The sequence below is a fragment of the Mesorhizobium sp. M1A.F.Ca.IN.020.03.2.1 genome (assembly GCF_004023205.1).
In the GTDB taxonomy this organism is placed as follows: domain Bacteria; phylum Pseudomonadota; class Alphaproteobacteria; order Rhizobiales; family Rhizobiaceae; genus Mesorhizobium.
Genome location: NZ_RZSV01000119.1, coordinates 1 through 16832 on the forward strand (window position 1 = coordinate 1; position 16832 = coordinate 16832).

Annotated in this window: 14 protein-coding genes and 1 pseudogene; 7 read left to right on the top strand and 8 right to left on the bottom strand. The window is 64.2% G+C overall.

Annotated features, from left to right (window positions below; all coding sequences use genetic code 11):
- Both EOA79_RS18960 and EOA79_RS18965 read right to left on the bottom strand, forming a co-directional pair.
- Positions 1-723 (bottom strand): NAD(P)-binding protein (locus EOA79_RS18960; RefSeq protein ID WP_164893882.1); only part of this gene is annotated, 723 nt, incomplete at its 3' end.
- Positions 710-2329 (bottom strand): NAD(P)/FAD-dependent oxidoreductase, encoded by a 1620-nt coding sequence (locus tag EOA79_RS18965; protein WP_095824020.1) that lies wholly within the window; start codon positions 2327-2329, stop codon positions 710-712. The genes EOA79_RS18960 and EOA79_RS18965, both read right to left, overlap by 14 nt.
- A 213-nt stretch (positions 2330-2542) precedes the next feature.
- Here EOA79_RS18965 and EOA79_RS18970 point away from each other — a divergent pair, with 213 nt between their 5' ends.
- The 4 genes from EOA79_RS18970 to EOA79_RS18985 all read left to right on the top strand — a co-directional run bounded on the left by EOA79_RS18970 (position 2543) and on the right by EOA79_RS18985 (position 6485).
- Positions 2543-3337: a class I SAM-dependent methyltransferase gene (locus EOA79_RS18970; protein WP_095824019.1), complete on the top strand. Its 795-nt coding sequence runs from the start codon at positions 2543-2545 to the stop codon at positions 3335-3337.
- Positions 3338-3343: 6 nt separating this feature from the next.
- Positions 3344-4030, top strand: a complete 687-nt coding sequence (betI, locus tag EOA79_RS18975; protein WP_095824018.1) for a transcriptional regulator BetI — start codon at positions 3344-3346, stop codon at positions 4028-4030.
- Positions 4031-4095: 65 nt separating this feature from the next.
- The gene (locus EOA79_RS18980) at positions 4096-5178 is read left to right on the top strand and encodes an ABC transporter substrate-binding protein (protein ID WP_067001264.1); all 1083 of its coding nucleotides are present in this window, start codon (positions 4096-4098) and stop codon (positions 5176-5178) included.
- Positions 5175-6485 carry a flavin monoamine oxidase family protein gene (locus EOA79_RS18985; protein WP_095824017.1) on the top strand — a complete coding sequence of 437 codons (1311 nt, stop codon included), beginning with the start codon at positions 5175-5177 and terminating at the stop codon, positions 6483-6485. The genes EOA79_RS18980 and EOA79_RS18985 overlap by 4 nt, the downstream gene beginning before the upstream one ends.
- Here the strand turns inward: EOA79_RS18985 and EOA79_RS18990 are convergent.
- From EOA79_RS18990 to EOA79_RS19000, 3 genes are read right to left on the bottom strand one after another with little or no spacing between them, the layout of a single operon-like run.
- Entirely contained in the window at positions 6449-7522 is a 1074-nt protein-coding gene (locus EOA79_RS18990) for an ABC transporter ATP-binding protein (RefSeq protein ID WP_095824185.1), read from the bottom strand. The genes EOA79_RS18985 and EOA79_RS18990 overlap by 37 nt on opposite strands.
- 37 nt (positions 7523-7559) lie before the next feature.
- Positions 7560-8381 (bottom strand): ABC transporter permease, encoded by an 822-nt coding sequence (locus EOA79_RS18995; RefSeq protein WP_095799857.1) that lies wholly within the window; start codon positions 8379-8381, stop codon positions 7560-7562.
- Positions 8378-9295: an ABC transporter permease gene (locus tag EOA79_RS19000; protein ID WP_095778188.1), complete on the bottom strand. Its 918-nt coding sequence runs from the start codon at positions 9293-9295 to the stop codon at positions 8378-8380. Before EOA79_RS19000 ends, EOA79_RS18995 begins: the two co-directional genes overlap by 4 nt.
- Before the next feature lie 290 nt (positions 9296-9585).
- Between EOA79_RS19000 and EOA79_RS19005 the strand changes: the two genes are divergently transcribed.
- Entirely contained in the window at positions 9586-11004 is a 1419-nt protein-coding gene (locus EOA79_RS19005; protein ID WP_127335399.1) for an aminotransferase, read from the top strand.
- Between the two features lie 179 nt (positions 11005-11183).
- On the opposite strand, the gene EOA79_RS19010 is transcribed toward EOA79_RS19005, so the two are convergent.
- Complete coding sequence (locus tag EOA79_RS19010; RefSeq protein WP_066990508.1) at positions 11184-12386, bottom strand: aromatic ring-hydroxylating dioxygenase subunit alpha; 1203 nt, start codon at positions 12384-12386, stop codon at positions 11184-11186.
- Positions 12387-12806: 420 nt separating this feature from the next.
- Between EOA79_RS19010 and EOA79_RS19015 the strand changes: the two genes are divergently transcribed.
- The gene (locus tag EOA79_RS19015; RefSeq protein ID WP_095799859.1) at positions 12807-13217 is read left to right on the top strand and encodes a hypothetical protein; all 411 of its coding nucleotides are present in this window, start codon (positions 12807-12809) and stop codon (positions 13215-13217) included.
- 112 nt (positions 13218-13329) lie between these two features.
- Here EOA79_RS19015 and EOA79_RS19020 read toward each other — a convergent pair whose 3' ends face one another.
- Together EOA79_RS19020 and EOA79_RS19025 are read right to left on the bottom strand one after the other, a co-directional pair.
- The gene (locus EOA79_RS19020) at positions 13330-15429 is read right to left on the bottom strand and encodes a sensor histidine kinase (RefSeq protein ID WP_066990438.1); all 2100 of its coding nucleotides are present in this window, start codon (positions 15427-15429) and stop codon (positions 13330-13332) included.
- Between the two features lie 146 nt (positions 15430-15575).
- Positions 15576-16304 carry a response regulator transcription factor gene (locus tag EOA79_RS19025; RefSeq protein ID WP_067319230.1) on the bottom strand — a complete coding sequence of 243 codons (729 nt, stop codon included), beginning with the start codon at positions 16302-16304 and terminating at the stop codon, positions 15576-15578.
- 93 nt (positions 16305-16397) lie between these two features.
- Here EOA79_RS19025 and EOA79_RS19030 point away from each other — a divergent pair.
- Positions 16398-16832, top strand: a pseudogene (locus tag EOA79_RS19030) (response regulator transcription factor); the annotation flags it as partial.

Here is a 16832-nt window from a genome sequence, read left to right on the forward strand (position 1 = left end):
CTTGGGCTGTATCTGCGCGCCGGCGAACCCGCCGATCTCGCCAGCGAGCCGATAGTAGAGGCCGAGCAGCGATGTCGGCGAGCGCGGACCGAGATGGCTGCCCAGTGTCGCGTCGAAAGCGAGCAGGCCTTTCAGCCTGTCGTCGGAAAGCTGCTCGTCGAGCAGGTCGTAGACGTTCATCAAGAGCACGCGCAGGAAGTCGCGCATGTCCTCCTTGCCGAGCTTCTTCAGCGCCAGCGCCGTCTGGCCGAGCCCGGTCATTTCGGCGAGCGACATGCCGGCAAGGTCCGGCGGGCGGCGCGACAGGAAGGGTTTCAGCACGCCGGCGTAGCGCAACAGCTGCGCGCGCAGGTCGCGCCAAGCCGACTGCTCCGACGGGCTGGCGCCCGTCAGCGCCTCGCCATAGGCGCCGTGCAGCACCAGCGGGCCGTCTTTCGACAATGCGATCGACGGCACGAAATCGCCGCGCTCGATCTTCAGCCCGTGGCGCTCGAGCTCCAGCGTCTTCACCACATCGGGATGCAGGCGGTTGAGCAGATGAGCGACCGAGGAGGCGCGAAACCCCGGCGCGAATTCCTCGGTGCGCGCCGCGCCGCCGACCTCCTTGCCGGCCTCGAGCAGCAGCACCTTGCGTCCCGATTTCGCCAGAGTGGCGGCGGCAACCAGGCCGTTGTGGCCGCCGCCGATGACGATCGCGTCCCAATTCGCTTCAGATGACGTCATGGGCTGGGCTCATATGCAGGGTTGGCTTGGCGAGATCGCGCAGGATCTCGGCGGCGGCGTTGCGTCCGGGCGCGCCCATGACGCCGCCGCCCGGATGAGTGGAGGAGCCGCACATATAGAGGCCGCCGACCGGCGAGCGGTATTGCGCGTAGCCCGGCACCGGGCGGTTGAACAGCAGCTGGTCGAAGGTCAGTTCGCCTTGGAAGATGTTGCCTTCGGTGAGGCCGACCTCGGCCTCGATCTCGCGCGGCGTGCGCACCTCCATATGGACGATGCGGTCGCGGAAGCCGGGCGAATATTCGGCGATCTGCGCAACCACGCTTTCGGCGAAGCCGTCGCGGTCGGCGTCCGTCCAGTCTCGCCCGCCAATTTTGGGCGGCGCGTATTGCACGAAGCAGCTCATGAAATGTTTTCCCGGCGGCGCCATGGTCGGGTCGAGCGTGGTCGGGATCACCATGTCGAGGAAGGGATCGGCCGACCAGCGCCCGGCCTTCCAGTCGTCATAGGCGCGCTCCATGCGCTCAATGGAATCGGTGAAGTGCATGTCGGCGCGGTAGACCGGCGAATCCTTTGGCAGAGCGGTGAATTGGGGAAGCGAATCGAGCGCGATGTTGACCTTGCCGGACGAGCCGCGGATCTTGAAGTTCCTGACCCGCCGAAGGAAGATGTCGGGCAGCTCCTTCTCCTCGACCAGCTTCAGGAAGGTGCGCTTCACGTCGGCGTTTGAGACGACGAGCTTGCCATAGACCTCTTCGCCGCCGGCCAGTACGACGCCCTTGGCCCTGCCGTTCCTAATCAGCACGCGCTCGACCTCGGCGCCGGTGCGGATCGTGCCGCCGGAGGCCTTGAACGAGGCGGCGAGCGCCTTGGTCACGGCACCCATACCGCCACGCGCATAGCCCCAGGCGCCCACCGAGCCATCGACCTCACCCATATAGTGGTGGAGCAGGACATAGGCCGTGCCGGGCGACATGGGCCCAAGCGCCGTGCCGATGATGCCGGAGAGCGCAAAGTTCGCCTTGATGACGTCGGTCTCGAAATACTCGTCGAGGAAGTCGGAGATCGACATCGTCCAGAAGCGCAAGGTCAGCGCCATTTCCTCAGCGGTGAGAACGGCGAATTTCTTGCCGAGATAGAGCAGCTCGCCAAGATCGCGCGGCTTGAAGCTGGTGGGATCGGGCGCGGTGCGCATCAACAGCGGCTGGATGAAGCGGCACTGCCTTGTGACGTCGCGCGAATAGCGGTCGTAGGCCTCGGCGTCGCGCTTGGAGAAGCGGGCGAATTCGCGGCGATGCGCATCGTGGTCGCGGTAGTTGGCGAGATAGTCGCCGTCGCGCGTGAACACCGCGCCGCCTTCATAGGAGATCACCTGCAGGCCGAAGCGCGGCAGCTCCAGATCGCGCATGATCTCGGGCCGGAACAGCGAGCAGACATAGGAGCAGTTGGAGTAGAGAAAGCCCGGCGTCAGCTCGCGGCTGGTGGCCGCACCGCCGACCCAGTCGTTCTTCTCGACCACCAGCACGTCGAGCCCGGCGCGCTGCAGATAGCCGGCGTTGACCAGCCCGTTGTGGCCGCCGCCGATGACGATCGCGTCCCATGCGTTCATGTGCGCTCAACCTCCCTCCGGCCGCCCGTTTTTTGGGTGCGATTTGTTCCCCGATCAGCCGAATTTGGCACGGGTCACGGTTTTTTGTCCAGCCATTTTGAATGAATGTTCAACAAATGGTGTTGCGTTTCTGCGTTGATGCGCTAGGCTTTGCCCCGCATTTCTGGTGTTCCGCTAGCGCGAAGGTGACTTCCGCATTTGAGGCTCAGTCCGATGATCGAAACGGCTAACGCCGAGCCGGAATATGACGACGCGGCCATTCGCTTCCTCGAGGCGCTCTGGGGCGATGGCTACCTGTCGCCGGGCGGCCCGGACGAAGTGGACCGCGTGGTCGAAGGCCTCTCGCTCAAGGGCAAGACGATCCTCGATCTCGGCTGCGGCGCCGGCGGCGTCACGCTGGATCTGGTCGCGCGCCATGGTGCGGCGCATGCGACCGGTTTCGATGTCGAGAGGCCGGTGATCGAGACGGCAAAGCGAAACGCGGCTGCGCAGGGTCTCCAAGACCGCGTGAGCTTCCTCCAGGCGCCGCCGGGACTGCTGCCTTTCACCGATGCTTCCTTCGACGTCGTCTTCTCGAAGGACGCACTGTTGCATGTCCGGGACAAGGATGCCCTGTTCGCCGAGATTTTCCGCGTGCTGAAGCCCGGCGGCGTCTTCGCCGCGTCGAACTGGATGATCTCGCACGACGGCGAGCCGTCTGCGGACATGAAGGCCTATCTCGCGGCGGAAGGCTTGTCCTTTGCCATGGCTTCGCCGGCGCGCTACGCCGAGGCGATGCGTCGTGCTGGCTTCCGCGACATCAGCGTCCGCGACCGCAACGCATGGTACCGGGATGTGGCGCGGGAGGAACTGGCGCGCCTGAAGGGGCCACTCTATCAAGCGCTCGCCGCCGCGGTCGGCGGGGGCTATGTCGACAAGAACATCCGGACCTGGGAGGCGATGCAGAAGGTGCTTGACAGTGGTGAGCACCGCCCCACTCATCTGCGCGGTTGGAAGCCGGTCGGATAGCCGGCAATGCTGGAGACCGTCACGCTCATGAAGAATGCAGAGGCCAGGGATGCCTTGCCCGAACCGGCACGAAAAGGAGAGGCCGAGAAGCGCGGCCGCAAGGCTTCGAAAGAAGTCAGGCAACTCCAGTTGATCGAGGCGACGATCGATTCACTGGCCAAGCGCGGCTATGCGGAAACGACGATGGCCGATGTGGCCGACGGCGCGGGCCTGTCCCGCGGCATCGTCAACTTCCATTTCGAAAGCAAGGAGAAGCTGCTCGTCGCCACGCTGCAATATATGTATGACGAGTATTCGGCGCATTGGCGCGCGGCCTTGCAGAAGGCAGGCGACGATCCGGCGCGGCAGCTGCAGGCGCTGGTGTGGGCCGACTTCGATCGCTCGATCTGCAACAAGCGCAAGCTCGCCGCCTGGTGCGCCTTCTGGGGCGAGGCCAAATCGCGGCCGACCTACCAGGCGCTGAGCAGCTCGCGCGACGCTTACTACCAGCAGGTGTTCATCGATCTCTGCGCGACGCTCAAGCAAAGCGGCGGCTATGCCTATGAGCCGCAGGTCATGGCGCTGGCGCTATCGGCCATGCTCGAGGGCCTGTGGCTGCGGTTGATGATGGGCACCCAGGACACCACGCGCGAGACCGCGCTGCAGGCCGCCAACGCGTTCCTGGCCGCGGCCTTTCCGAAACACTACGGTTAACGACGGCCCGGGGTTAGCAACAGCCGGCCAGCAAGACCGGCAAGACCAAAAGAGGATGGAACAGCATGAAGAAACTCAGCCGACGCTTGACACTTACTTTGGCGCTCGCCGGCGCGCTGGCATCTTCGGCGGCAGCGTTCGCCGTTGCCGCCGACAAGGACCTCATCGTGTTCGACTGGTCCGGCTATGAGGACCCCAGCTTCCACGGCAAATATGTCGAGAAGGACGGCGACTCGCCGACCTTCGCTTTCTTCGGCGATGAGGACGAGGCATTCGAGAAGATCCGCTCCGGCTTCAAGGCCGACCTCGGACATCCGTGTTCGCAAAGCGTGGTGAAGTGGCGCGAGGCGGGGCTGTTGCAGCCGCTCGACACCTCCAAGATCGCCGGCTGGAAGGATCTCAACCCCGGCATCATGGCGATGAAGGACCTTGCCACCACCCCCGACGGCAAAGCCTGGTTCATGCCTTGGGACTGGGGTGACACGCAGCTCACCTTCAACTCCGACAAGATCGCCGAGAAGGACGTGCAGTCGCTGAAGGCCTTCGCCGATCCCAAGTATAAGGGACGCGTCTCGATCGGCGACAATGTCGACGACGCCTATGCGCTGGCCAGCCTCGCCATCGGGCTGAAGGACTGGACAAAGATGACGGACGAGCAGTTCAAGCAGGCGTCCGATTTCCTGCGCCAGGTGCACAAGAACGTGCGCTCCTACTGGACCGACACCACCGACATCGTGCAGCTGCTCTCAGGCGGCGAGGTCGATCTCGCCTGGGCCTGGAACGACGCGGCGGTGCAATCACAGGCCGCCGGCGTGCCGATCAAGTCCAAGAAGGATACCGACGAGGGCATCTCGACATGGGTGTGCGGCTATGTGCTGTTCAAGGACGCGCCCGGCAACATTGACAAGGCCTATGATTATCTCAATGCCGTCAACGATCCGGAAGTCGCCAAGGTGCTGGTCAAGGACTGGGGCTACGGCCAAGCCAACGCCAAGGGCATGGCCGGTGTCGACCAGGCGGTGCTCAAGGAAAAGGGCTACGACAACGTGGAAAAATGGGTCGACAAGACGCTGTTCCAGCAGCCGCTGCCTTCCGAGCTCAAGCTGAAGATGATCGCCGAGTTCGAGAAGATCAAGGCCGGCTATTGAACAGCAAGATCGAAAGAACCGACGTTGCAATCGTCGGCGCCGGCTTCACCGGCCTGTCGGCCGCGCTCGAATTGAAGCGCGCCGGCATCGATTTCCTTGTCCTGGAAGCGCGCGGCCGCGTCGGCGGTCGTGTGGAAGGTGCGCGAAACGGGCTCGGCGAGCTGATCGACAGCGGCGGCCAGTTCCTGTGCGAGGACATGCCGGAGCTGATGGCGCTGGCCAGGGCGCGAGGCAAGACCTTCGTCAAAACCTTTGTCGATGGCGATTTCATCACCCATCCACCGATGTCGGTCGACCAGGCCGGACAGACCTATGTGACCGCGATGGCGATCCGCGACCGCATGAACTGGATCGAGCCTGACGATCCCGCGATCGCCGGGCTGACAGTCGCCTCCTGGCTCGAACGCCAGACCGATCCGGTAGATGCCAAAGCCGCCTTCCGCTCGATGATCGAGGGACTGTGGTGCCTGGCGCTGGAAAAGGTGCCGCTCTGGTACCTGATCGACAATGATCGCCGCATCACCAACGAAGTGCCGGAACTGCAATATTCTCTGCGCGAGACCATGCAGTCGCTGGCCGCGGACCTGGCGGGCGATCTCGGTGACCGGCTGCGGCTGAACGAGCCGGCCATTCGCATCGAGCGCGGGCCGTCAGGCGTTCGTGTCGTTGCCGGCAGCGGCGCCGTCGAGGCGCGCGAGGTCCTGCTCGCCCTGCCGCCAGCGACGGCCAACAGGCTCGACTTTCGGCCTGCCTTGTCAACGGCCTTAAAGAAGGCGCTTGGCGTCTGGGAAAGCGGCGCGGTGGTCAAGATCCTCGTCCGCTATGCCAGGCCGTTCTGGCGCGAGCGCGATCTGAGCGGCATGGTGATGTGGCGCGACATGCCGGGCCTGTTTGCCTGCGATGCCAGCAGGGACGCGGAGCATGCAGCGCTCGTCGTCTTCATCGGTGGGCCGCTGGCGCTGCGCTGCCGCAAGCTGGGTGCTGCGGCGTTGCGCGCCGAGGTCATTGCGAAGCTCGCGGATGCGCTCGGTCCGGACGCGGCCGATATTCTCGATTTCAGCCAGCGCGACTGGACGCATGACCGCTGGAGCGGCGGCGCCTATAGCGATCTCATCGTCGACGTGACGGCAAGAGATGCCGAGCGCACGATTCTTGCCGGCGCGCCGCCGATCCATTTTGCGTCGTCGGAAGTGTCGCCGTCCTTCCCCGCCTATGTCGAGGGCGCGATCGTGGCCGGGCACATCGCCGCCGGGAAGATTTTGGCGCGGCTTCAGTCCGCCATCGCCACCAGGGCCTCTGGGTCGTAGGCGAGACGGATCGGCGCGCCGACCGGAATGTCGTCGGCGCCGAAATCATTGGTCTCGGTCACCGAGAGCGGCTTTTCCAGCCCCGGGATCTCGACGATCAGATGCGTGATCTCGCCGAAATAGTGGCGCTCGACCACCTTGCCGGCGACCTCGAACTTGGCCGTCGCATTGTCCCAGAGCACGCGCAGCCGCTCCGGCCGGATACCGAGCGTCGCCGCGCCGCCGTTGCGGACGAAGGCCTTCGGCTTGTCGGTCCTCACACGCCCGAAGCCAAGCGTGTCGACAACCAAGGACGCGCCGTTCTCCTCGACGATCTCGGCCTTGACGAAATTCATGCCGCCGAGGAAGTCGGCGACCTGGCGGTTGACCGGGCGCTGGTAGATTTCCTTGGGCGAGGCGACCTGCGCGACACGGCCGCCGAACATCACGGCGATGCGGTCCGACATGGCCAAAGCCTCGTACTGGTCGTGCGTGACCAGCACGAAGGTGATGCCTACCGCCTGCTGCAGCCGGCGCAACTCGACCTGCATCTGCTCGCGCAGCTTCTTGTCGAGAGCCGATAGCGGCTCGTCGAGCAGCAGCACCTTGGGACGCATGACCAGCGCGCGGGCCAGCGCCACGCGCTGACGCTGGCCGCCGGAGAGTTCGGTGGCGCGGCGCTTGCCAAGGCCGGTCAGCGACACCTGCGCCAGCGCCTCCTCGACGCGGCGCTTTTCTTCGCCGCCCTGCAGTTTCAGCCGCTTCAGCCCGTAGGCGACGTTCTGCTCGACATTGAGATGCGGAAAGATCGCGTAGCTCTGGAAGACCATGTTGGTCGGACGCCGGTTGGCGGGAATGCCGTCCATCGGCTGGCCGTCGACGGCGATCGAGCCGCTGGTCGGCGTATCGAAGCCGGCGATCATGCGCAAAAGCGTGGTCTTGCCGCAGCCGGACGGGCCGAGCAGCGAGAAGAACTCGCCCTCCCTGATCACGAGCGATGCATTATCCAACGCCTTGAACGCGCCGTAGCTGCGCGTGACGTCGCGGATCTCGATCATGGCGCGATCGGACATCGTTCGCTCGGATTGGACCCGCTCAAGCATAGAGGCCTCCCTCGTTCTGGGTGCGTCTCGCCGCGCGGCGGCGCAGGATCTCGGCAACGGTCATCAGCACGAAGGACGCCGCCAACAACAAGGTACCGAGCGCCAGCACGCCGGGGAGCTTGGCCGCGAAGCGCAGCTGTCCCCAGATGTAGATCGGCAGCGTCGCCTCGGTGCCGGTGAGGAAGAAGGCGATGATGAACTCGTCGAGCGAGATGGTGAAGCAGACCAGCAGGCTGGAGATGATCGCCGGCGCCACCATCGGCAGCGTCACGCGCCGGAAGGTGCCGAAGGCGCTTTCGCCGAGATCGGCGGAGGCTTCCTCGAGGCTGCGGTCGAAGCCTTCGAAGCCGGAGGTCAGCACCGTCATCGAATAGGGAATGCAGACCAGCACATGCCCAAGCACGACCGTGAACAGCGACAGGCTCAAGCCCAGTTGCAGCATCACCAGGAGCATCGAGATGGCAACGATGACCTCGGGCAGCACCAGCGGGGCCATGATCAGCCCGTTGACGGTGCGGCGGCCGGGATAGCGGTAGCGGGTGATCGAACGGGCAGCGAGAATGCCGAACACGGTCGACAGGATAGCGGCCGAGGCGCCGACAACCAAGCTGTTCCAGGTTGCGTCGATCAGCGCCGGCGTGCGCGGCAGGTCCTGGTACCAATGCAGCGTGACGCCTGAGAGCGGGAATTTCGGCGTCGCCGCGGTGTTGATCGAGAAGATCGGCAGGAAGATCACCGGCAGATAAAGGAAGAGGATGTAGAGCGCGGCGTAGCTCGACAGCCAGCTTGGCAGGTAACGTCTGATCGCCGTCATCGCGCCAGCCTCTGCAACGCGCGGATGACCAGCACCGCGGCGCCGGCCATCAGCGAGACGATGACCATGGTGGTGACGGAGAGTGCTGCGCCGAGCGGCCAGTTCGACGCCTTGCCGAATTGCGCCTGGATGGCGTTGGCGATCATGACGCCGTCTTTGCCGCCGACCAGCTTCGGCGTGACGTAGTCGCCGACGGTCGGGATCATGACGATCAGCGCCGCTGAGATGACGCCTGGCGCCGACAGCGGCAAGGTCACGCGCAGAAAGGAGCGCAGCGGCCCGTCGCCGAGGTCGGTCGCCGCTTCGACCAGGGTGCGGTCGACCTTCTCCAGCGAAACGAAGATCGGCAGGATGGCGAAGGTCGCCCAGGCGTGAGTCAGCGTGATGATGACGGCGCTGGAATTGTAGAGCAGCGCAGTCGACGGCTCGTCGATGATGCCGAGGCCCATCAGGCCGGAATTGAGCACGCCGTTGTAGCCGAGGATCACCTTCCACGACATCACGCGCAGCAGGTAGCTGGTCCAGAACGGGATGGTGATGAGGAACAGCCAGAGGCTCTTCTGGCGGCCGCCATGGAAGGAAATGAAATAGGCGATCGGATAGGCGAGCAGCACGGTGAGCAGGCTGACCGTCAGCGAGATGTAGAGCGAGCGCCAGAGCAGGTCGCGGTAGATCGGCTCGGTCAGCGCGATCCGATAATTCTCCAGCGTGAATGTGTGGTCGATGGTCAGGTAGTCCTGCGTCCAGAAGGAATGGGCTATAACAACCAGGATCGGCAGGACGAGAAGGATGAGCGCGTAAAGGAAAGTCGGGCTGATCAGCGCAATGCCCTGGACGGCTTCCGACTGCAGAAGGGCACCTCGTCTGGCTCTCGCCATGCGCAGCGGGGGCGACCCTTCCGCGGCGGCCGTCATTGCAGCGCTCCGGGCGTGATTGCAGTTGCCGGCTCGGACTGTCCCGCCATACGGCCTTCCCATTGATCGGCGCCGACTGCCTGTTCCCAATTTATGTGCCCGGAGCGATCACTCCAGACTTGCCGGCTTTCTTTCATCATGAGCGCATCCGCCGATTGAAATCAAGCGCTATTTCTGCAATATTGATTGAATGGACATTCAAAATGAAGTGACGAAAAGCCGAATTTCCATGGCTTTCCGCTTCGTTTCATGTCTCTGGAAATCACCGCAACGGACCATGCGAGGCTAAGATGGCGGCTGCACGAGAGATCAAGGCGAGGGAAGTTGTCGAGCCCGGGGACGACGATGCGGTCGAGCTGGCCAAGCGCCATCTGGTCCAGCCCTGGCCCTATGCCGGTTCGGTCGGCGCCGAGGCACGGGCGCTGATCGGCGAGGGCGAGGACATTTACATCACCGACGCATCCGGCAAGCGGCTGATCGACGGTCCGGCCGGCATGTGGTGCATCAATGTCGGGCACCGCCGCGAGGAACTGGCAAGGGTGATGTACGACCAGGCGATGGCGCTGTCCTACAACACGCCTTGGTATACAATGAATGCGCCCTCAGCCGAGCTTGCGAGACGCATCGCCGATGCCGCTCCCGGCGATCTCAGTCACACCTTCTTCACCACCGGCGGCTCGTCGGCGGTGGAGACCGCACTGCGCTTCATGCAATTCTACAACAATGTGCGCGGCAGGCCGGAGAAGAAGCTGATCCTCAGCCGCGGCGGCGCCTATCACGGCTCGACCTACCTGTCGGCTTCGCTCAACGGCCGCCCGCGCGACCGGCACTGGATGGATGGTGCCGACGAGCTGGTGATCAAGCTCTCCTCGCCCGATCCGTTCCGACGGCCGAAGGAGATGAGCATCGACGCCTTCACCGATTTCCTCGTCGACGAATTCCGCGACACGGTCGCGCGCGTCGGCGCCGGTCGCATCGGCGCCTTTGTCGGCGAACCGGTGCAAGCTTCGGGCGGCGTCGTCGTGCCGCCGGACGGATACCTGAAGCGCATCCGTGAGATCTGCCGCGAGAACGACATCCTCTATGTCTCGGACGAGGTGGTGACCGGCTTCGGACGGCTCGGCCATGTCTTTGCCTCGGGCGAGGTGTTCGGCCTCGACCCGGACATGATCACCTTCGCCAAGGGGGTTACCTCGGGGTATTTCCCGCTTGGCGGCGTGATCATCTCGGAGCGGCTGCTGGAGAAACTGCGCCGCTCCAACCATCCCGATGCGCTGTTTGGCCATGGCCTCACCTACACCAGCCATCCGATCGGCTGCGCCGTCGCGCTGAAGAACCTCGATCTTTTGGAAGAGGGCGTGCTTCAGCATGCGCGCGAGATCGCGCCCTATTTCCAGGCGCGCCTGAAAACGCTCGAGGAACTGCCGCTGGTCGGCGAGGTACGCGGCGCCGGCCTGATGGCTTGCGTCGAATGCGTCGCCGACCGCGAGAGCAAGGATCCGCTGCAGCTCGACAAGGATGTGGGAAAGCGTATCGACGCGCATTGCCATGAGCTCGGTCTCTTGGTGCGGCCGCTGATCAACATGTGCGTGATGTCGCCGCCGCTCATCATCAGCCGCGAGCAGATCGACGACATGGTCGCGATCCTGCGCGAAGGCATCTCGCGCACGATGGATGATCTGAGGAAGGAAGGCGTCTGGCGGGGGTGAGAGAGCGCCCCTCTCCCCGTTCTACGGGGAGTGTAGCCGGCGGGTGAGGGGCAGCGCCAGCTTGCGAGATTTAGTTCAGACGCTCCCTGAGGTTCGGGAGCCAGAGCCAATTGTGAGGCGCTTGCACTGCCCGCCCTTCGGGCACCTTCTCCCCGTGTAACAGGGAGAAGGGAAGACGCTCACCCCTTCGACCGCAGCGCGTCGTTCAATCCCCACATGTCCTTTTCCTCCGGTGCGGTCTCCAAGTTCAGCACCGGCACCTGCCTGCGCAGATGGTCGTGGTGGGTGCGCACGCCATATTCGAGGTCGGAGAGGTAGAAGCCCCCGAACGCCTCGGAGAGCATGGATTCGTTCGACCAGACGGAGAGCTGGACATCCTCGTTCATGGTGTCGCGGTCGATGCGGTAGGCAAGGTAGCGCGCCGCCGCCTGCTCCCGCGTCTCGTCCTTGTAGCGATAGATCGCGCCGCGCAGCAGCGTCTCGCCGGTGGACAGCGGGAACTCCTGATAGAACTGCACCGATTCCGGCATGATCGACAGCGCGTTGTTGGGGAAGATGCCGTAATAGATCCAGGCTTTGCGCAGATGCTCCGGCAGGTGCGTCGGCTCGGGCGCTATTTTGATGTACTGGTTGACGCTCCAGCGCCGCCCGGCATGCGGGTTGTAGGTGGCGAAGGACCGCGACACGCCGTTGACGAAGGGTTCGTCGAAATAGGTCGCGCCGTAGAGGTCCTGCAGCGCCGGATGCGCCATGGCGACGTGATAGCCCTCATTGTCGACGTCGCGCACCGATTTCCAGTTGACCGGTGATTTCTGGGTCCAGATGCCCAGGCACGGCACCATGTCGGCAACATTGTAATGGGCGATCTCCGCCTCGATCGGCTTCAAGAGTTCAGCCACGGAAGGCTGCGGGCCACCGTTGCGGAAGCGGATGAAGATGAAGCCCATCCAGACTTCGAGATCGAGCGGCATCAGCCCGAACTCGGTCTTGTCGAGTTCCGGGAAGGAGCGCGGACGGGCAGCCCCCCGCAGCGTGCCGTCGAGATTGTAGACCCAGCCGTGGAACGGGCAGATCAGCGCGTTCTTGCAGGTGCCCTGGCTGTCGGCGACGACGCGGCTGCCCCGATGACGGCACATGTTGTTGAAGGCACGCACGACGCCGTCCTTGCCGCGCACGATCAGCGCCCGCTCGCCGATGACGTCCATCGTCAGATAGTCGCCCGGATTTGGCACGTCGGAGACATGGCCGGCGATCTGCCAGTGATTGCGGAAGACGTATTCCTTCTCAAGCTCGAGAAGGGCGTTGGAGTGGTAACTCCACCCCGGCAAACCCCGCCGGTCCCAATCGTTGGGGATCGCCACGTCTCGCAGGTGCGGGTTCATGAAAATGCTCTCGTTTTGTTGAATGCTCGTTCAATAAAAACACATTTTGCGTTAAAATGCAATGGCTTGTGAAAGTATGGAAATTTCATGCCGACCGGCTTGCAGCCATCCGAGCCGAGAAAATCCCGGAAAATCCGAGCCTTAACCAGGAGTGCAAAACGGCGGTTCCAGCTTCGGATCCGCAGTTTGTGAGGGCACCGTTTCGACGCGCTTCGCGTATCGGACGATCGCGACAGCCATGCCAATTCTGCGCCTGTGTGAGGTCGCTTACAGTCCGCCGCATCCGACAGGAGCAAAAGGAACAGAAGCGATCCCCGTTTCAGTCCTGTTACATGGGCCATCCCGCCCTATCATCCGGCTGTTACGTGGTGCGGTTAAGTTCGTTTCAAGGAAAAAGAAAGATAACGAAGGGAACAGCCGATGTTTGCCAAAGTCCGGATCGCCGATGCCAGCCGCCGCTCTTACGGTCCCGAGCGCAATGATCGCCGTCCGAAGCTGGCGTTGCGCCAGCGCGCCAGCGACCATCCGATGACGATGTTCATGCTGCTGGGCGTTGCCGCCTTCGCCAGCATGGTGCTTGCGCCAGCCGCGGGTCCCGCTTTCGCCTCGATCAATCCTCCGGCCAATGTCGTGGAGGGCGCGCCGACGACGCTCAAAACCGCGCGCCTGCCGCAGTCGCAAGTCGAATTCGCCTGCAAAGGGCAGAGCTGGGGCGCCGAGAACGCCGAATGCCTGCGTGCCATTGCCGAGCAGTCCGGTCAGCACCGGGCCCGAGCTGTGCGTATGATCGCCAATGCCGCGCCGCTGACCGACACCCCGAACGTGTTTTAGGCTCCCCTGAGCGCACCCTCCGCGCTCCAGTCAGGCTCCCGCCGCAAAGTCGGTCGGGAGCCTCTTTTTTCGAATCCGACGATATCCAGGTGAAGCCGCAGAGGGAGCAATTTCAGATGTCGGCGCCGTTGTCGGCCGCCGCGACATCGGCAACGGTCGCAAGGATGCCGCGGACGTCGAGCGTCGAGAAGGGCTTCTCCAGGATCTGCGGCCGCTGCTGCGGCGGCAGTGCCTCAATCTCGGCCTTGGCGCCGATGAGGTCGCCGGTGACCAGCACGAAACGCTGCGCCAGCCCCGGCCGTTCGGCCAGCAATTCACGGTAGATCGAGATGCCGCTGGTGCCCGGCATGCGCAGATCGGAAAACACGATGTCCGGCGGCATGTGCCCGCTCAGAACCTCGCCGGCGGACGTCCAGCTTGGCACGAGACGCGACTTGAGCCCCATGAGCTCCAATATGTCGGACAGCGAAGCGGCGACGTCGGGCTCGTCGTCGATGATCAGCGCATGGCGCAACCCGCTCGACCGCGCCGGACCCTCGCCGGCCTTTGCCGCATTGCCGGCAATCGCCGGCAACTGGACGACGAAGCGCGCGCCGTGCGGCTGCACCTCTTCGAACCAGATGTTGCCGTTGTGGCGCTCGACGATCGATTTCGAGATCGACAGGCCGATGCCGGTACCGACGCCGACCGGCTTGGTGGTGAAGTAGGATTCGAAGATGCGTGAGCGGATCGCATCGGGAATGCCGGGTCCGTTGTCCTCGACCGAGAAGCCCGGATTGCCGCGCTCGCTGCGAAAGGTCCGCACCTTGATGCGCCGCTCGCCGGTGAAGCCGGCAAGCGCATGCTGGCTGTTGATGAGGAAGTTGGCCGCGACCTGCGTGACATGGTCGGCGTCGGCCATGGCGAGCAGCGGGCCGTTGGCGAAGTCGGTGTCGATGATGATGCCGCTGGAGCGCGCACCATAGGCGGTCACTTCGAGCGCCGAGCGCATCACCTGGTTGAGGTCGGTTTCGGCCTGCTCGGTCGGATGCAGGCGCACCATCGACAGGAAGCTCTTGACGATGCGCCCGCAGCGTTCGGCGGCCGCGCGCACCTTTTCGGCGCGCACCTTGGTCTGCGGGTCGGCCGCGAATTCATGCAGCAGCGTCGATTGTGCGACCACAACCGCCAGCGGGTTGTTGAGCTCATGCGAGACGCCGGCGAGCAGCGAGCCCATTGCCGCCATCTTCTCATTCTGGTGCAGCTTCTCGCGCTGGCGGTTGATCTCTTCTTCGGCGTGCAGCTTCTCGCGCAGGTCGCGGATCGAGCCGAAGATGAGCCGGCGGTCGGCAACCCTCATCTCCGTCGCGGTCAGCTCGATCGGAAAGATCTCGCCGGCCGCGTTCTGGGTCACTGTCTCCAGCCGCTGGCCAACCATCGGCGCGCCCCGTCCGGCCATGTACTCGGCGCCCGACGAATAACCCTTGCGGTAATAGTGCGGCACGATCGTGTCGATCAGATCCTTGCCGAGGATGTCGCTGCGCTTGAAGCCGAACATCTTCTCGGCGGCCGGATTGAATTCGATGATGGAGCCGGCCTCGTCGATGACGATGATGGCGTCGAGCGAAGCCTGCAGCATGGTGCGGCGGATAACCTCGCTGGCATGCGCCTCTGAGGGCGAGCGCTCGATGGCGTCGCCGATGGCGAGCGCGATGATGTGAAGCGTCGCCTCCTCTTCATCCGTCCATTCGCGTTCGGCCGCGCAGTCATTGACCGCCAGAGTGCCCCAGAGATGGCCGTGGGCGAAGACCGACACCGAAATGAAGGATTTTATGTTCTGCTTCTCGAAGTCGGCCCGCAGGAAACCATCGAGGTCGCGCGTGTGGCCAGCGAAGACCTTGCCCTGGCGCTCATCCTCCTGCAACTGCTCCAGCAGCGGATCGGAGTTGATGATCGACTGCATGATCACGGTAGGCGATGCGAGCTCGCCGCCAAAAGCAGGGTCGATCCAATAGGAAGCCACGGACTGGGCAAAGCCCTCGCCCGGCAACTCGCGCAAACGGAAGAGAATGCCGCGCTGACAGTCCAACGAACGGCACAGTGCCTCCAGTATGCTGTCCATCTCGCGCTGCCAGTCGCCCGCTTCGCGCAAGCGGCGAACGACATGGACGGCCGCCATCGCGGCGCCCTGGCGGGAGCCGTGCATCTCTGTCCGTGCGGCCTCAGCTGTCATCGTCGAACGTCATCTCCGGGCCATACCGGTAAACCATGAAATCCAGCACACAAGCCCGAAAATCGACAACGGTTTTCTGGGGGCATGCCGCCGGACCGGAATGCTACAGCGTCGATTGCGTATCCGGAAGGTGCGCGGCGCCGGAGTCAGTTGCCGTCGCCAGCCGGCAGCGAGAAGATGTAGCCTTCCCCGCGAACCGTGCGCAGGAATTTCGGATTGGCGGGGTCCGCCTCGATCTTCTTCCTCAGACGCATGATGCGGATGTCGACAGCGCGCGACGATTCCGGGTCTTCCACGAAGCCGATCGCCTCCGAGATCGCCGCCCGCGTCAGAAGCCGGTTGGCGCGGGTGAGGAAAACTTCCAGCACGTCGAACTCGCTCTTGGCCATCTCGATGACCGCGCCATTGGCGCCGGTCACCAGCCTGCCGTCGAAATCGGCCTGGAAGCTGCCGAAATTCATGAAGCGGCGCGTGCCGGCCTCGGTCTTCGCGGCCTGGGGGGCAACCGGCTGCGGCACGCGGCGCAGCACACTGCGGACCCTCGCCAGCACTTCGCGCAACTCATAGGGCTTGACGATGTAGTCGTCGGCGCCGAGCTCCAGGCCGACGATGCGGTCGAGCGCGGTGCCGGCGGCGGTGGCGTAGATGATGCCGATCTGCGTCTTGGAACGCAGCCAGCGGCCGAGCGACAGGCCGTCCTCGCCGGGCATGGCGATGTCGAGGATGGCGAGGTGGAAGGGTTGCGCCTCGAGCAGGCTGCGCGCCGCCGCGGCATTCTCGGCCGTGGCAACGTCATAGCCGCTGGCGCCGAGATACTCGGCCACCGCTTCCCTCAGATCCGGCTCGTCCTCGACGACAATGATGCGCGCCTTCACAATGGTCTCGCTCCCGCTTTCAGCGGAAAGTAGATTGGGTATAAACATGATGTCCAGCGCTCATCTCGAGTTGTCTGTGGCGGAGTGGAGAAAATGGCAGCACGATCCGTCGTCGCGCTTGTGTCCGTTGCCGAAGTGGTGGCCGGCGACCTGGCCGACCATCTCGAGCGTCGGGGGCACGACGTGCGTCAGGCGCGCCAGCCCTGGGAGGCGGAGTCGCTGCTTTCGGCAGGCGGCATCGACGTCGTGGTCGTCGGTGACGACGTGACCCAGGCGGAGGGGCGCGAACTGCTCAAGCGCTATAGTAGCCAAGGCGGGGGCGGCGAGGGTGGCTGCGACTTCATCCTGATCTGCCGGCCCGCCGATCTCGTCGACAAGGTGCTGGCGCTGGAGCTCGGCGCTGCCGACGTGATCGAAAGCCCGCTCAATGTGCGCGAGCTGGCGGCGCGCATCGGCCGCCTGCTGACGCGGCGCGGCCGCAACCCCCAGGAACTGATCGTGCTGGAGAATGCGACCGTCGACTTGAGG

Bases quoted from the DNA above. Each gene is read 5' to 3' on its own strand.
- EOA79_RS19015 (WP_095799859.1), top strand. From the start codon at position 12,807: ATGTTTGCCAAAGTCCGGATCGCCGATGCCAGCCGCCGCTCTTACGGT.
- EOA79_RS19005 (WP_127335399.1), top strand. From the start codon at position 9,586: ATGGCGGCTGCACGAGAGATCAAGGCGAGGGAAGTTGTCGAGCCCGGG.
- EOA79_RS19000 (WP_095778188.1), bottom strand. From the start codon at position 9,295: ATGACGGCCGCCGCGGAAGGGTCGCCCCCGCTGCGCATGGCGAGAGCC.
- EOA79_RS18995 (WP_095799857.1), bottom strand. From the start codon at position 8,381: ATGACGGCGATCAGACGTTACCTGCCAAGCTGGCTGTCGAGCTACGCC.
- EOA79_RS18980 (WP_067001264.1), top strand. From the start codon at position 4,096: ATGAAGAAACTCAGCCGACGCTTGACACTTACTTTGGCGCTCGCCGGC.
- EOA79_RS18990 (WP_095824185.1), bottom strand. From the start codon at position 7,522: ATGATCGAGATCCGCGACGTCACGCGCAGCTACGGCGCGTTCAAGGCG.
- EOA79_RS18965 (WP_095824020.1), bottom strand. From the start codon at position 2,329: ATGAACGCATGGGACGCGATCGTCATCGGCGGCGGCCACAACGGGCTG.
- EOA79_RS19020 (WP_066990438.1), bottom strand. From the start codon at position 15,429: ATGACAGCTGAGGCCGCACGGACAGAGATGCACGGCTCCCGCCAGGGC.
- EOA79_RS18970 (WP_095824019.1), top strand. From the start codon at position 2,543: ATGATCGAAACGGCTAACGCCGAGCCGGAATATGACGACGCGGCCATT.
- EOA79_RS19010 (WP_066990508.1), bottom strand. From the start codon at position 12,386: ATGAACCCGCACCTGCGAGACGTGGCGATCCCCAACGATTGGGACCGG.
- betI (WP_095824018.1), top strand. From the start codon at position 3,344: ATGCTGGAGACCGTCACGCTCATGAAGAATGCAGAGGCCAGGGATGCC.